We start from the raw sequence: 14,418 nt of genomic DNA, 5'->3' as shown, positions 1-14,418 counted from the left end.
CCGTCAGCCCTTGCTTACTGCCGTGAGGATCTCCGGTAGGCGGGCCGCCGTCCGCGGAGCCGCCAGCCGCAGTCCCAGCCACGTGATCGCCGCCCCGTACGCCGCCCCCACCGGCAGCAGCAACCAGCTCCACGCATCCCCGCCCTCGCTGACGTTCAGCCAGATCGTGAGCGCGATGACGGGCGCGCACAGCAGGGACGCCGCGATCATGCCGCCGAAGATCGAGATCCAGGCCAGCCCCGCCTGCCCGGGAGCGACGTTCTTGTAGCCCTCCTGCGGGATGGAGTACGGGAAGCGGGCCGACGTCCAGGCGCCCGTCGCCAGCATCGCCCCGAGCAGGGCGAAGGACAGACCCAGCACCTCCGGCAGCCGGGGCCAGTCGCCGAGCAGTGCCGTCGTCAGGACGGTGACCAGGGTGGCGTACGGCAGCGTGATCAGGAGCAGTGCCAGTGCTCGGCCGCGCAGCTCGACGTAGGCGTGCCTGGGGGACGAGATCGTCATCGCGACCATCCAGAACGCGGAGGTGTCCTGGCCGAACTGGTTGTACATCTGGATGCCGAGCATCCCGGCGGCGAAGCAGGCGAAGTAGATCGAACCGGTGCCCTGCAGGGCGTTGAACAGCGGCACGATCAGGCCGATCGCGAGCGACGTCACCCACGCGGCCTTGGTCTTCGGGTCGCGCCAGACATAGCGCAGGCTGCGCTCCATGACGGTGCCGGTGCGCCCGGCCGGCAGGAGGCGGGCCAGTCCGGTCGAGGTCCGTTCCCGTACGCCGGCCTCGGTGACCGCCTGGAGGGTGGAGCCGTCGGGGGACGTCATCAGGCGCGTCAGGTGGCGTGACCAGACGGCGAGCAGCGCCACCAACGCGCCCGCACTCAGGGCAAGTTGGAGGACCCCGATGCCGTACGACCCCTCGCTCACCGACTCCACCGCCCCGATTGCGGACGCCGGCGGCACCCACCGCAGCACATCCGCCACCGGGTCGAGCCGGCCGAGCCCGGCCGAACCCAGTCGCTGCGCCCCGAAGTTCACGAGCTGCGCCCCGATCGCGACGACCAGCCCGCTCAGTACCGCCAGATCGCGGCCCTTCCGGCTGGTCAGCAACCGGATGTTGGCCGCGGCGACGGCCCGCGCCAGCGCCACGCACACCAGCAGGGCCAGGACGACGCCGATGACACCGACGACGTAGGCCACAGCGCCGCGCGCGAGGGCGATCACCGACCCCACGAACAGGCACAGCGTGAACAACGGGCCGATCCCCACCAGCGAGGCCGCGAGCAGTGCACGCACCAGTGGCCGGGGCCGCAGCGGCAGCATGACGAGCCGTGTCGGGTCGAGGGTCTCGTCCCCGCCGGGGAAGAACAACGGCATCACGGCCCAGCCGAGCGCGAGCACCGCCACCAGCAGGACGACCACGGAGTCGGCGTGCGCGTTGCCGCGGAGCATGATCAGTCCGAGGAGCTGCAGCGCGGCGAAGAGGAGCACCACGACGGCCGAGGCGACATAGGCGGCCCGCCGCCCACCGGACTGCCGCAGCCCGTTCCTCAGCAGCGACAGCTTCAGCCGTACGACGACTCCCGTCACGTCCGCGCTCATCGGGCCCCGCCGCCCAGCCAGTCGAGGTCGGATCCCGTGTCGCGGCCGTTCGCACCGACGAGTTCGAGGAACGCCTGCTGCAGCGAGGCCGCCTCCCCGCGCACCTCGGCGAGGGGGCCATGGGCACGGATGCGCCCGGCGGCCATGACGGCGACCCAGTCGCACAGCGACTCGACGAGCTCCATCACATGGGAGGAGAAGACGACGGTCGCGCCGGAGGCGGTGTAGCGCTCCAGGACGCCCCGGATGGTCTGCGCGGAGACGGGATCGACGCCCTCGAACGGCTCGTCCAGGAACAGCACTTCGGGATTGTGCAGAAGCGCCGCAGCCAGCCCGATCTTCTTGCGCATACCGGTCGAGTAGTCGACGACCAGCTTGTGCTGGGCCCCCGCCAGATCGAGTACGTCGAGCAGCTGGGTGGCCCGCTTGTCGACCTCGGCCCCGTCAAGCCCGCGCAACCGCCCGGAGTACGCGAGCAGTTCCCGCCCGGAGAGCCGCTCGAAGAGCCGAAGCCCCTCGGGCAGCACCCCGATCCGAGCCTTGACTTCAACGGGGTCTCGCCAGACGTCATGCCCGACGACCTCGACGGACCCCTGATCGGGCCGCAGCAACCCGGTCACCATGGAGAGCGTGGTGGTCTTCCCCGCCCCATTGGGCCCGACAAGCCCGATGAACTTCCCTGCAGGCAACTCCAGATCGATCCCGGCGACAGCAACTTGCTGCCCGAACCGCTTCCAGAGCCCACGTACACACACGGCCGACGTCATGGAAGCCAACCTAAGGGGCGCGGGGAACTGCGCGACAAGCCACAGCGAACCCGCAGCCGCCGACGGCGAATGTGAGGCAGATCAGTAGGCGTTACCGATCCCGCCCACACGCATAAGCCAGCGGCGAGATCAACTCCTCCGCATCCGGCAACCACCGATTCGCCGGCGTGGGCCGACAAGCCCACTGCACAGCCCCCCGAGACCCGAACCGCGTAGGCGGCGCAGCCACATACGCCCCCTCGCCCAAGGTGACCAGGTCAAGCGACGTCACCGACCACCCCAGCTTGCGCACCAGCTCCGGCACCTTCACCGAGGCCCCCGGCAACACGAAGAAGTGCATCCGCCCGTCCGGCGTCAACGTCACCGGCCCCAGCGACAACTCCATCCGCTCCATGCGGGCCAGCGCAAGAAACCCCGCGGTCTCCGGGACGGAAATCGCGTCGAAGGTACGCCCCGTCGGCAACAGGATCGACGCGTTCGGCTGCTTCTGCCACATGCGGCGCGCGACCGTCGCGCTTCCCGTCGCCTGAGTCGCCCAGTCGGGGCGCGTGGCGTGCGCGCCGGGCGCAGGGCAGGTGATGTCGCCGCAGGAACAGTGCTGTACGCCGTCGACGGCTTCCAGCCAGGTCCCGGGGAACACGTCCCAGTGGCGCTCCTCGGCATAGCGAACGGCGGTCTCCAGCAGCGTTTCGCCGCGCTGCTTCGGAATCTGTGCGGCTTCGGTGGCCGGGATCGTCTCTTCCACGCTGAACACAACTCCCGCACCCACCCCGGGTTACGGCCGAAGCGCGCGCGGGGGAGGAGCATTGATTTCTCATCTGGGGCGCATGGGTGCATGTGTGGGGGCGCGTGGGGGGAACCATGGCCCGAGCTGGGTAGCCACCTGTGGGGTCGGCTTCCGCCTTTACCCCGGCAATCCTCGCAAGCCTCGCATTTTCGGTATGCCGACGGGGCATTGATCTTCACGGCCGGAATCTTGCGGTGCACAGCCAGTGCGCCGGTCCCGGTTCGGTGGTGGAAGACACGTCAACTCGGTGCGTGGGCAGGCACCGCAGCCACAGGGGGTACGCCATGGCCGCAAGGCCTCTCGTCGCGCGACAGCCGAACGAACGGCTGCAGGCGCTCATTCAGGAAGCGGGTTGCTCGAACGCCGGGCTGGCCCGCCGGGTCAACATGTGCGGCGCCGAGCACGGCCTCGATCTGCGCTACGACAAGACGTCAGTGGCCCGTTGGCTGCGCGGACAGCAGCCGCGGGGACGGGCGCCGGCGATCATCGCGGAGGCGCTCGGCCGCAAGCTGGGCCGTACGGTCACGATCGACGAGATCGGCATGGCCAACGGCAAGAACCTCGCGTCCGGCGTCGGTCTCCAGTTCTCGCCGACTGTACTGGGGGCCATCGAGCAGGTCTGCGAGCTGTGGCGGAGCGACGTCGGGCGCCGGGACTTCCTGTCCGGCTCGTCCGTCGCCGCGTCCGCGCTGGTCGAGCCCAGCCGTGACTGGCTCATCTCGTCACCCGACTCACAGGTGGCGCGCTCGGCGGGGCCGCGGGTGGGACAGTCCGACGTGGCGGCCGTGCGCGCGATGACACAGGCGCTCGTAGACCTTGATCACCAGTACGGCAGCGGGCATGTGCGGCCGGTCGTGGTGCACTACCTGAACAGTGTCGTCTCCGGGCTGCTGGCCGGGTCGTACCGGGAAGCGGTCGGGCGTGAACTCTTCGCGGCCGTCGCGCGGTTGACCGAGCTCGCCGGGTACATGGCCATCGACACCGGGCAGCCGGGGCTCGCCCAGCGGTACTACATCCAGGCGCTGCGGCTGGCGCAGGCGGCGGGAGACCGCGGATACGGCGGGTATGTGCTGGCCGCTTCCATGAGCCACCTCGCCGCGCAGCTCGGGAACCCGCGCGAGATCGCGCAGTTGGCACGGGCGGCGCAGGAGGGGGCGCGGGGGCGCGTGACCCCGCGCGCGGAGTCCATGTTCTATGCGGCCGAGGCGCGCGGGCACGCGTTGATGGGCGACGCGCGGGCCGCCCAGGTGGCGTCCGGGCGCGCGGTCACCGCGCTGGAGACGGCGGATGCGGAGTCCGGGGACGACCCGGCCTGGATCGCGCACTTCGACGAGGCCTATCTCGCCGACGAGCTGGCGCACTGCCACCGCGACCTCGGCCAGGCCGAGGCGGCGGCCCGGCGGGCCGAGGAGTCGCTGGCCGGGCTCCCGGAGACCAAGGCGCGGCGCCGGGCGATCGGCTATGTGCTGCTCGCCACAGCACAGGTGCAGCAGCGCGAGGTCGAACAGGCCTGCCACACCGGGCTGAAGGCCGTGGAACTCCTGGAGACCCTGCGTTCCAACCGGGGCGCCGACTATCTGGAGGACTTCCAGCAGCGATTGGAGCCGTACCGCGACGAGCCGGTGGTAAGGGAGTTCGGGGCGCGGCTGGACCTTCAGGCCGCGGCGTGAAACCACGGGGTACCGGGGTGTGAACGGCAGGGAAATGAAGGCGTCGATGGTCAGGGAAGGGCATATATAGCGGATGGGGGACCTGAAGTGTTACCGCGGTCACAGGGACGCAGGTCACGTCCTGGGCTGCGTAGCACGGGGATCGGCGGAGCCGGTAGCGTGAGCCGACGATTCACAAGGTCCCCCATTAGTAGGAGCCCCGGTGACGCAGAGTGGACAGGGCGAGGAGCCCTCGGCGCGGCCCGCGCGCGAAGGCATCGTGCTGCCCTCCGACGGTGGTGAGCCGCTGCTGCCGGGCATGACGGGCGGCGACCGGCCGATGTCGGTGCCGGCCACGCCGCCGGCCGCACCCCCGCCCTCGGCACCGCCCGAGGGCCAGGCCTGGGGCACCCCCTGGGGGCCCGACCAGCACCCGGCCCCGCCGTCCGCCGCGCCGGGTCAGCCCTGGGGGGCGCAGTCCGGCCAGGCCTGGGGCGGGCAGGAACAGCCGCCGTATCAGGAACAGCCGTATCAGCAGCAGGCGCCGGCCCCGTGGGGCGCGGCGCCGGACGCCGCCGGGGGCGTAGCGCCCCAGCAGTCCCCGCCGCTGCCGCCGCAGGGCGCCGCCTACGGCGGGGGCGCACAGGGTGCGCAGCCGAGCACGCCGTCGTACGGGCAGGGCGCCCCGGCCGGCTCACCGATGCCCGCGCCGCAGCCGTCGTACGGGCAGAGCGGTCCGGCTTCGGCACCGCTGCCGCCTGCGGGGGCGCAGGCGTACGGGGCCTCCCGTGGGAGCGCTCCGCTGCCGCCCGCGGGCGGGGAGACGTACGGCGCGCCCGGCCCCGGTGGCGCACTGCCGCCCGCCCAGCAGGGTGCCCCGAGTGCCCCGAGCGGGCCGGTGCCGCCCACCGCGCACGGCACGCCCCATGCGCCCCTGCCGCACGCCGGTGCCGGGGGTTTCGGAGCGCCGTTGCCGCCGGCCGATGAAGGCGCCACTCAGTACATACCGCCGGTCAGTGCCGCCCCTGCGGGTGCGGACGAGCAGGCCACCCGCTACATACCGCCCGTCGACCCGAGCGGGGCGACCGGGGCGTCCCCGGCGGACGAGGGAGCCACGCAGTACATCCCCCCGGTGGGGCCGGGGGCCTTGCCGCCCGAGGTGTCCAACGAGAGCACGCAGATCCTGGGGCGGGCCCGGCAGGGAGGCGGCGCCGGTCCCGGTGCCGGGCCGATGCCGTCCGCGTCCGGGCCCGACGCGGAGGCCACGCGGTACATGCCGCCCGTGGCCGGTCAGCCGGGCGCCGCGCCGCACGGCGGCCCGCAGCGGCAGCCGCTCTCCGACTTCGACAGCCTGTTCCGCAGCGAGCCGGGCGGCGAGCCCGCGGCCGGGGCCACCCAGCAGCTGCCGCGCTTCCAGCAGCCGCAGCCGCAGCGCGGGCAGGAGCCGGGCTACTTCCCGCCCGGCCCGAACGGCCCGCACAGCTCCTACGGCCCGGGTGACGACGACGGTGGCCGCGGCGGTCGTACGGGATCCCGGTTGCCGCTCATCGCCGCCGTCGGCGTCGGTATCGCCGTCCTCGGCATCGGCGCGGGCGCGCTGCTCGCCGGTGGGGGCGGGGACGACGAGAAGAGCGACAAGAACCAGCCCGTCTCCGCCACGGCCCCGGCGACCGAGCGTTCCTCCTCGCCGTCCGCCGACCCGGCCGAGCAGCAGGCGGTCGCCCTGGACAAGCTGCTGGCCGACAGCGGCGACAGCCGTACCGCGGTGATCAACGCGGTGGCCGCCGTGAAGTCCTGCGGCAACCTCGCTCAGGCCGCCCAGGACCTGCGGGGCGCGGCCAAGCAGCGCAACCAGCTGGTCAGCGACCTGTCCAAGCTCTCCGTCGACCAGCTCCCGAACCACACGGAGCTGACCACCGCGCTGACCAAGGCGTGGCAGGCGTCGGCATCCGCCGACAACCACTACGCGGCGTGGGCGGACCAGGTGGCCGGCAACAAGAAGAAGCTCTGCAAGGGCGGCCAGGCCCGCGCCACCGGCCAGACCCAGGCCGGCAACCGCGACAGCGGTACCGCCAGCCAGCAGAAGAAGACGGCCGCCCAGCTGTGGAACACGATCGCCAAGAAGTACGGCCTGACGGAGCGCCAGCCGACCCAGCTGTAGTGCGGGCCGGGACCTCGACCGCCCGGAAGGGCCGGGCGGTCAGTTCGGGTCGGCGTTCTGCAGGGTCTTCGTCACGTCGATGAAGCCCTTGCGGGCCGCCACCAGCCGGCCGTCCCGCACGACCTGGAGGGTCACCTTGCGGTTGGCCAGGCGGGGGAAGCCGACGGGGGCCAGCACGTCCCGGAACTTCCACTGGAGGGTCGGGGTGAGCCCGCCCGTGGAGACCTTCAGACCCCGGTCCAGAGCCTCCGCCACGGTGTCGGAGGTGACCTCGCCGTCGCCGAGCGACTCGACGACCTTCTTGAACACCGTGTACGCGATCCATGTGGTCTGCACGCCGGCGTCCGCGGGGTCGATGCGGTTGTCGCCGAAGGCCTGCTCGCTGATCACCTTCTTCATGGCGTCCCAGCGCGGATCGCTCGCCACGGGGTACCAGCCGGTGATGTACGACCCCTCGTACGGCCCCGACGCCCCGCCGTTGGCGTTGATCACGGTCTGGTCGACGCTGCCGAGGACGGTGGCGGTGCGCACATCGGCGTAGTCCTGGCGGGCGCGCCGGAAGGAGTCCATGAAGGTGGTGGTGCGGTCGCCGAGGGCGGGCACCACACAGCCCGTGCCCGTCGGGTCGTTGGTGGCGTAGCCCAGGGCCCGCAGCGACTGCTGCCCGTACTCGGTGGCGTCCTCCTCGGCCAGCTGGTCGGCCGCGGCCCGGTGCCCGCCCGCCTTGAGGCCGGAGTTGAGCAGGGGCGGCAGCTCGTCGCCCGCGATGCTGTCGGGGCGGACCAGCGCGACGGGGCCGCACCTGCGGGCCAGCTCCTTGCCGAGGCCGGCCAGGAGGGTGGGCTGACCGCCGTTGACGGGGTAGGAGAGGGGACTGGTGAACTCGGCGCTGGTGACGCCGTAGCCGCCTATGTACGGGATGCCGGCGCCCTCCAGCGAGGGCAGGAAGGTGTCGCCGTACTGGCTGTAGGAGCCGACGACCGCCACGACGTTCTCGTCGACCGCGCGCTCGGCGCACTTCGCCGCGACCACGCTGTCGTTGCGGTCGTTGCAGGTGAGGACCTTCAGCTCGCGGCCGTTGATGCCGCCGTGGGCGTTGATCCAGCGGGCGTACGCCCGGGCGAAGGCGGGCATGCCGGGCTTGTTGGTGGCCTTGGTGTTCTCCGGGGCCCAGGTCATGACGGTGATCGGGCCATCCCCGGAACCCCCCGTGGCACCGGGGATGACCCCGCATCCCGCGGCGAGCGACGCACACGCCACCAGGGCCGCCGCGGTACGCGCGGAGGCTCGGACGGGCCGGTTGGTGAACGTGGGGAGGAAGGTGCTGCGGATGCGTCGCCTGCCGGTCATGGCTATGCACGATTCCGCCACACCCCTAACCTGAGCGTGACCCTTGGTTATCCTTCGGTGACGAGAAGGTGAATTAAGGGGGTCGGTGGGGCGCCTGCGAGGGGGAACGTACGATCGATGATTGTGCAAGGTTCGGATAGCTCTTCCCGTCGCGGCCGTCGCTCATCCACCATGGGCGGCATGCCCGTAAACGACATGCCGTGGTGGCGCTGGCGCAGCAATGTGCGCTCGGCGCTGCACATGCTCTCCGATCCGGTGTTCCAGCGGGACGTCTGGCTGGCCGGCGTCGACGGGTACGGCGACGTCACCGACGCCGTGTACCGCCTGGTCGAGGACACCTGGCTGGACAACTGGTCCGCCGAGAAGTACGTCGGGACCATATTCCGCGACTCGCAGGAGGCGGCCCTCGTGGACACCGCCGTCCTGCGGGTGCTGCGGATCATGCACCAGGTCGGCCCGGACGCGCCGGTTTCCGCGTACATGGAGAACCAGGGGTGGCCGGAGGCGGTGCGGGCGGCGCGGGACGCGCATGTCCGGATGGCCATGGCCGACGGCGAGGACCCGGACGCCCCGCCCCGCACGCTCGAGGTGCTGCGGATCATGACGCGGTCCGCGTAACGGGACGCCTGTCCACCGGGGGCGTCGGGTATGGGACCCTGTGCTGCATGAACGAGCAGTCCACCCGAGCCGCGGTCCCCTCCGACCAGTACGTCCTCACGCTCTCCTGCCCGGACAAGCAGGGCATCGTGCACGCCGTGTCGAGCTACCTGTTCATGACCGGCTGCAACATCGAGGACAGCCAGCAGTTCGGTGACCGCGACACGGGACTGTTCTTCATGCGTGTCCACTTCTCGGCGGAGGCGCCGGTGACGGTGGAGAAGCTGCGGGCGAGCTTCGCGGCGATCGGGGACTCCTTCCAGATGGACTGGCAGATCCATCGGGCCGAGGAGAAGATGCGGGTCGTGCTGATGGTCAGCAAGTTCGGGCACTGCCTGAACGACCTGTTGTTCCGGGCCAGGATCGGTGCGCTTCCTGTGGAGATCGCCGCCGTGGTGTCCAACCACACCGACTTTGCCGAGCTCGTGGGGTCGTACGACATTCCCTTCCACCACATTCCGGTGACGAAGGACAACAAGCCCGAGGCGGAGGCACGGCTCCTCGAGCTCGTGCGCGAGGAGAACGTCGAGCTGGTCGTTCTCGCCCGGTACATGCAGGTGCTCTCCGACGATCTGTGCAAGCAGCTCAGTGGGCGGATCATCAACATCCACCACTCCTTCCTGCCGAGCTTCAAGGGTGCGAAGCCGTATCACCAGGCTCACGCCAGGGGTGTGAAGCTGATCGGCGCCACGGCTCATTACGTCACTGCCGACCTCGACGAGGGGCCGATCATCGAGCAGGAGGTCGAGCGCGTGGGGCATGACGTGACGCCGGATCAGCTGGTGGCGATCGGGCGGGATGTGGAGTGCCAGGCGCTGGCTCGGGCGGTGAAGTGGCATGCCGAGCGGAGGATTTTGCTGAACGGGCGGCGGACGGTTGTGTTCGCCTAGGGCGCGTATCGAGTCGTGATCATCGGGTGGTCCTGGTGCGGTCTTTGATCCAGATCATCGAGGCGTGCGGGTGGAGACTGGCGAGGTAGCTGTCGGGAGTCTTGTCGTATCGGGTGTCTCACCGTCCCAGTTCCGGCCTCCTGGTAGGGACATGGCCCGGCACCCGGCTCAGGTTCCGGGGAGGATACGGCGCGTTTCGTAGGCCCACATCGCGATCTCGACCCGGTTGCGGGCGCCGAGTTTGGCCATCAGGCTGGCCAGATGCGTCTTCACCGTGCTGAGGCTGATGTGCAGTGCATCGGCGATCTCGGTGTTGGTCAGCCCGCGAGCGACGGCGAGGAGCACCTGCTCCTCGCGGGCGGTGACGGGGGAGACCGGCTGGGCCGCGGGCCGGCCGGCGGGCAGGTCCGCGAATGCCTGGAGCAGACGGACGGTGACGCTGGGCGCGATGAGCGCCTCACCGTCGGACGCCGACCGTACGGCCTGGGCCAGAAGGTCCGGTCCCGTGTCCTTGAGGAGGAATCCGCGGGCGCCGGCACGCAATGAGCCGTAGACGTACTCGTCGAGGTCGAACGTGGTGATGACGACCACGGCCAGCGGGTCGGCGACGCCCGGGCCGGCGACCAACCGGGTGGCCTCGAGTCCGTCGATCACGGGCATGCGGATGTCGAACAGGCAGACGTCGGGGCGCAGTTCGCGGGCCAGACGTACCGCTTCCTGTCCGTCGGCGGCCTCGCCGACCACCTCGATGCCGGGCTGGGCGTTCAGCATGATCCGCAACCCGGTGCGGATGATCGTCTGGTCGTCAGCGACGAGGACGCGAATGGACACCGCTCTCGCTCCTCGCTCTCGGCAGTTCGGCTTCGACATGCCAGCCCCGGTCGGTACCCGGGCCGACTCGTAGTGTGCCGCCGAGCAGGGTCGCGCGCTCGCGCAGTCCGGTAAGTCCGTATCCGTCGCGACCCCGGCCGGTCCGCCGGCCGTTGTCGCGCACGCTCACCCGTACCGTGTGCCGTTCCGCGGCGACCCGAACGACGAGCTCGGTCGCGTCGACCGCATGGCGCAGCGCGTTGGTCACCGACTCCTGCACGATCCGGTAGACGGCCGCGTCCACGGCCGGGGGCAGCGCGTCCAGTTCGCCGTCGAGCCCCAGGTCGACCCTGAGGCGACCACCCGGGGTGCGCACCAGGCGCTCCAGATCCGCGACTCCGGCAGGGGGCGCCAGCTCGGCGCCGACCCCGCGGTCGCGCAGCGCGGCGACCATGGCGCGCATTTCCTCCAGCGTGCGCGCCCCTTCCTCCTCGACCCCCTCCAGCGCCTCGACGGCGGCGGACGGGTCGGTGCCCGCGAGCACCCGGCCCGCCTGGGCGATGATCACCATGGCCGACACGTGGTGGGCCACCGTGTCGTGCAGTTCCCGGGCGAGCTGCTCGCGCTCGCGGGAGCGCACCTGCTCCAACTGCCGCTCGCGAGCGGTCACCCGGAACCGCACGGCAGACCCGACCACGCCGGGCAGCAGCAGGAAGACGAAGCCCACGACATTTTCGACGACCGGGGTCTCGTCCGTGACGGAACACAGCGCGCCGGCCGCGAGGATCACCGCGCCGCCCAGCACGATCTCGCGTCCCGATCCCCACCGGGGCAGCGCGTACACCAGCACGAGCACGACCGCGCCGGTGTACAGGCCGACGGGCTCGCGCGGTGCGGCGACGAGCCAGGCCACCTGAAGCAGGATCACCGAGCCGAACGCCAGCGTCACCATCGCCAGCGGGCGGGTCCGGCGCCACAGGGGCAGCAGGCACAGCCATACGGCGAACACCACCGCCACCGGCCGCCACACGACGTTCTCGCGCAGGGTGGCCTCCAGCGCCACACCGGCAAGGCCCGCGGCGAGCAGCGCCCAGTCCCGCCGCACCCGGGCGGGCGCGTCGGGCGGCCGGGGTTCGGTCCACAGGGTTCGCAGGTCGTCTCGGAGCACGGTTCTCAGCCTAGGGACCGCGGCGTGCCGCGCATCGGCCGAAAGGACGGGTCGTCACTCCGCCCCGGGGCCGACGGATCCGCGGCCCGCGGGCCGATGCCGCGGAGCGGCGTGGCGACGAGCCTCGGCATCGGCGGCCGTACAAGGACGGCCGACGAGGTGGTTGGAGGACCCGATGCTCTCGAAAGCCCTGTTGCGCCTGGGCGCAAGCGCCGCCCGCCATCCCTGGCGGGTGATCGCGGCATGGCTGATCGCCGCCACGCTCGCCGTCCTCGCCGCCGTCGCCTTCGGCGGGCGGACCGCGGACTCGATGACCGCTCCGGGACTGGACTCCCGACGGGCCGCGGAACTGATCGAGCGGGCAGGCACCGGCCAGGAGGGGATGACCGCCCAAGTGGTCGTCACCCCCCTCGACGACGGTGCGACGTTCTTCGACGACGACGGCGCGCGCACCGCTCTCACGCGGCTGCGGGCCGAGGTGAAGCGGCTGCCGCACGTGCTCGGCACGAGCGACCCGGCGGGGGCGCTCGACGCGGGCGGGGACACCGCCGTGCGCGGCGGCCTCGTTTCGGCCGACGGGCGGATCGCGGTCGTCCGGGTGCAGTACCCCGACCAGAGCCGGCTGTCGGCCGAAGACCTCGACGCCCTCGTCGATCTCGGCGACCGGCTGCGCGCCGAGCTGCCGCTGCGCATCGAGATGGGCGGGAACCTCTTCTACGTCTTCTCCGACCCCGACGGCGGCGCGAGCGAGCTGATCGGCCTCCTCGCCGCGGCCGCGATCCTGTTCCTGGCGTTCGGTTCGCTCGTCGCCGCCGCGCTGCCGATCGGCATGGCGGTCTTCGGGCTGACCGTCGGGGTCGCCACGATGACGCTACTGGCGGGGGTGACAGAGGTCCCCACCTTCGCACCGGTCCTGGGCAGCATGGTCGGGCTCGGAGTGGGCATCGACTACGCGCTGTTCGTGCTCGCCAGGCACCGGGAGTACCTCGCGTGCGGGCTCGATCCGCAGGCGGCGGCCGGACGGGCGGTGGCCACGGCGGGGCGGCCGGTGGTCTTCGCCGGCGGCACCGTCGTGGTGTCGATCCTCGGCCTGGCGGTCGCGAACGTGCCGTTCATGACGGTGGGCGGGGTTGCCGTCTCGATCGTCGTCCTGACCATGGTGCTCGCGTCGGTGACGCTGCTGCCGGCCTTCCTCGGCGCGGCGGGCCCGCGGCTGGGCCGGGCCGGCCGGATCGGCCGGGCTCTGCGGACCAGGAAGCCGGTCCGACTCGCACGGCGGCGGGACCCGGCGGCGGGCGCCGCCCACGCCGCCGGGTGGCGTCGCTGGATCGGGCACGTCAGCCGGCACCCGGTGCCGTACGCGGTCGGCGCGGCGGGGCTGCTGCTGACCGCGACGCTGCCTGTGCTCGGCCTGCGCGTCGGCCTGCCCGACGACGGCTCACTGCCCCACAGCCGTACCGAGCGCCGGGCCTACGACCTCGTCGCCGAGGGGTTCGGCCCGGGCACCAACGGTCCCCTCGTCATCGCCGCGGACCCCTCCGGCGATCGGGGGGTGGTGGACCGTCTCGTCACCACGGTCGCGGCGGATCCGGGCATCGCATCCGTCGCGCCGACGCACATCGATCGGGCCACCGGCATCGCGACCCTCGTGGTGTTCCCGACCACCAGCCCTCAGGACAAGGCCACGGCCGACACCATCGCCCGGCTGCGCACCGACGTGCTGCCCACGGCGATCGGGCACGGCCCGGCCAGGGCCCACGTCGGCGGCGCCGCCGCGAGCCTGTCCGATGTGGGCCAACGCACCAGTGAGCGCCTGCCGGTGTTCGTCGCCGCCGTGCTGGCGATGTCGTTCCTGCTGCTGATGCTGGTCTTCCGCTCGATACTCGTACCGCTCAAGGCGGTACTGCTGAATCTGCTGAGCATCGGCGCGGCCTACGGCATCATGGTCGCGGTCTTCCAGTGGGGCTGGGGAGGCGCACTCATCGGGCTGGAAGCGACGGTTCCGATCGTGTCGTTCATCCCGATGTTCCTCTTCGCCATCCTGTTCGGCCTGTCGATGGACTACGAGGTGTTCCTCCTCTCCCGCGTACGCGAGGAGTACCTGCGCACCGGCGACAACGGCACGGCGATCGTTGAGGGCGTCTCGCGCACCGCCCGGATCATCACCTCGGCCGCCCTCATCATGGTGGCGGTCTTCCTGTCCTTCGCCGTCGCCGAGGACCCCTCCACCAAGATGTTCGGGCTCGGCCTGGCCACCGCGATCTTCATCGACGCCACGGTCGTACGCATGGTGCTGGTACCGGCGACCATGACACTCCTCGGCCGGGCCAACTGGTGGCTGCCGAAGTGGCTGGACCGGATGCTTCCCCGCGGCCCGGTCGGCACCGACGACACCGACGCGGAATCCACGGGTGAGGCCCCGCGTCCACGGCTGGTTGACCGTTGACTCAACTCCTGCCCGCCCTTGGTGTCCGGCACCTCAGCGGCCACCTAGGGGCACATCGAGTCGTGATCATCGGGTGGTCCTGGTGAGGTCCTTGATCCAGATCATCGAGGCGCGCAGGTGGAGACCGGCGAGGGAGC

Annotated in this window: 11 protein-coding genes; 5 read left to right on the top strand and 6 right to left on the bottom strand. The window is 71.5% G+C overall.

Going from position 1 to position 14,418, the window contains the following annotated elements:
- Positions 1 to 3: 3 nt before the first annotated feature.
- From ACQEV2_RS18640 to ACQEV2_RS18630, 3 genes are all read right to left on the bottom strand, one after another.
- Positions 4 to 1,596 carry a transporter gene (locus ACQEV2_RS18640; protein ID WP_433042348.1) on the bottom strand — a complete coding sequence of 531 codons (1,593 nt, stop codon included), beginning with the start codon at positions 1,594 to 1,596 and terminating at the stop codon, positions 4 to 6.
- Positions 1,593 to 2,363, bottom strand: coding sequence for an ABC transporter ATP-binding protein (locus ACQEV2_RS18635; RefSeq protein ID WP_433042345.1), 771 nt, complete (start codon positions 2,361 to 2,363; stop codon positions 1,593 to 1,595). The genes ACQEV2_RS18640 and ACQEV2_RS18635 overlap by 4 nt, the downstream gene beginning before the upstream one ends.
- A 91-nt stretch (positions 2,364 to 2,454) precedes the next feature.
- The gene (locus tag ACQEV2_RS18630; RefSeq protein ID WP_433042342.1) at positions 2,455 to 3,117 is read right to left on the bottom strand and encodes a bifunctional DNA primase/polymerase; all 663 of its coding nucleotides are present in this window, start codon (positions 3,115 to 3,117) and stop codon (positions 2,455 to 2,457) included.
- Positions 3,118 to 3,434: 317 nt separating this feature from the next.
- On the opposite strand from ACQEV2_RS18630, the gene ACQEV2_RS18625 reads away from it, so the two are divergent.
- Both ACQEV2_RS18625 and ACQEV2_RS18620 read left to right on the top strand, forming a co-directional pair.
- On the top strand, positions 3,435 to 4,820 hold the full coding sequence (locus ACQEV2_RS18625) for a transcriptional regulator (protein ID WP_433042339.1): 1,386 nt from the start codon (positions 3,435 to 3,437) through the stop codon (positions 4,818 to 4,820).
- A gap of 202 nt (positions 4,821 to 5,022) precedes the next feature.
- The gene (locus ACQEV2_RS18620; RefSeq protein WP_433042336.1) at positions 5,023 to 6,960 is read left to right on the top strand and encodes a hypothetical protein; all 1,938 of its coding nucleotides are present in this window, start codon (positions 5,023 to 5,025) and stop codon (positions 6,958 to 6,960) included.
- 39 nt (positions 6,961 to 6,999) lie between these two features.
- Here the strand turns inward: ACQEV2_RS18620 and ACQEV2_RS18615 are convergent, their stop codons facing one another.
- Positions 7,000 to 8,310, bottom strand: coding sequence for an ABC transporter substrate-binding protein (locus tag ACQEV2_RS18615; protein ID WP_433042333.1), 1,311 nt, complete (start codon positions 8,308 to 8,310; stop codon positions 7,000 to 7,002).
- A 117-nt stretch (positions 8,311 to 8,427) separates the two neighbouring features.
- Here ACQEV2_RS18615 and ACQEV2_RS18610 point away from each other — a divergent pair, with 117 nt between their 5' ends.
- Both ACQEV2_RS18610 and purU read left to right on the top strand, forming a co-directional pair.
- Complete coding sequence (locus ACQEV2_RS18610; RefSeq protein ID WP_433042330.1) at positions 8,428 to 8,928, top strand: SCO4402 family protein; 501 nt, start codon at positions 8,428 to 8,430, stop codon at positions 8,926 to 8,928.
- A gap of 47 nt (positions 8,929 to 8,975) precedes the next feature.
- The gene (gene purU, locus ACQEV2_RS18605; protein WP_433042327.1) at positions 8,976 to 9,857 is read left to right on the top strand and encodes a formyltetrahydrofolate deformylase; all 882 of its coding nucleotides are present in this window, start codon (positions 8,976 to 8,978) and stop codon (positions 9,855 to 9,857) included.
- 168 nt (positions 9,858 to 10,025) lie between these two features.
- Here the strand turns inward: purU and ACQEV2_RS18600 are convergent, their stop codons facing one another.
- Both ACQEV2_RS18600 and ACQEV2_RS18595 read right to left on the bottom strand, forming a co-directional pair.
- The gene (locus tag ACQEV2_RS18600; RefSeq protein WP_433042324.1) at positions 10,026 to 10,688 is read right to left on the bottom strand and encodes a response regulator; all 663 of its coding nucleotides are present in this window, start codon (positions 10,686 to 10,688) and stop codon (positions 10,026 to 10,028) included.
- Complete coding sequence (locus ACQEV2_RS18595; RefSeq protein WP_433042321.1) at positions 10,663 to 11,835, bottom strand: sensor histidine kinase; 1,173 nt, start codon at positions 11,833 to 11,835, stop codon at positions 10,663 to 10,665. The genes ACQEV2_RS18600 and ACQEV2_RS18595 overlap by 26 nt, the downstream gene beginning before the upstream one ends.
- Before the next feature lie 175 nt (positions 11,836 to 12,010).
- Here ACQEV2_RS18595 and ACQEV2_RS18590 point away from each other — a divergent pair, with 175 nt between their 5' ends.
- Positions 12,011 to 14,281, top strand: a complete 2,271-nt coding sequence (locus ACQEV2_RS18590) for an MMPL family transporter (protein ID WP_433042318.1) — start codon at positions 12,011 to 12,013, stop codon at positions 14,279 to 14,281.
- Positions 14,282 to 14,418: the final 137 nt, after the last annotated feature.

This window comes from Streptomyces sp. CA-251387 (genome assembly GCF_050936625.1).
In the GTDB taxonomy this organism is placed as follows: Bacteria; Actinomycetota; Actinomycetes; order Streptomycetales; family Streptomycetaceae; genus Streptomyces.
The sequence above is the reverse complement of the archived record's forward strand: the minus strand, read 5'-3'. Positions and strand labels throughout refer to the sequence as shown.

Excerpts from the sequence above, each read along its gene's own strand:
- ACQEV2_RS18635 (WP_433042345.1), bottom strand. The coding sequence starts at position 2,363 with ATGACGTCGGCCGTGTGTGTACGTGGGCTCTGGAAGCGGTTCGGGCAG.
- ACQEV2_RS18625 (WP_433042339.1), top strand. The coding sequence starts at position 3,435 with ATGGCCGCAAGGCCTCTCGTCGCGCGACAGCCGAACGAACGGCTGCAG.
- ACQEV2_RS18615 (WP_433042333.1), bottom strand. The coding sequence starts at position 8,310 with ATGACCGGCAGGCGACGCATCCGCAGCACCTTCCTCCCCACGTTCACC.
- ACQEV2_RS18640 (WP_433042348.1), bottom strand. The coding sequence starts at position 1,596 with ATGAGCGCGGACGTGACGGGAGTCGTCGTACGGCTGAAGCTGTCGCTG.
- purU (WP_433042327.1), top strand. The coding sequence starts at position 8,976 with ATGAACGAGCAGTCCACCCGAGCCGCGGTCCCCTCCGACCAGTACGTC.
- ACQEV2_RS18590 (WP_433042318.1), top strand. The coding sequence starts at position 12,011 with ATGCTCTCGAAAGCCCTGTTGCGCCTGGGCGCAAGCGCCGCCCGCCAT.
- ACQEV2_RS18610 (WP_433042330.1), top strand. The coding sequence starts at position 8,428 with ATGATTGTGCAAGGTTCGGATAGCTCTTCCCGTCGCGGCCGTCGCTCA.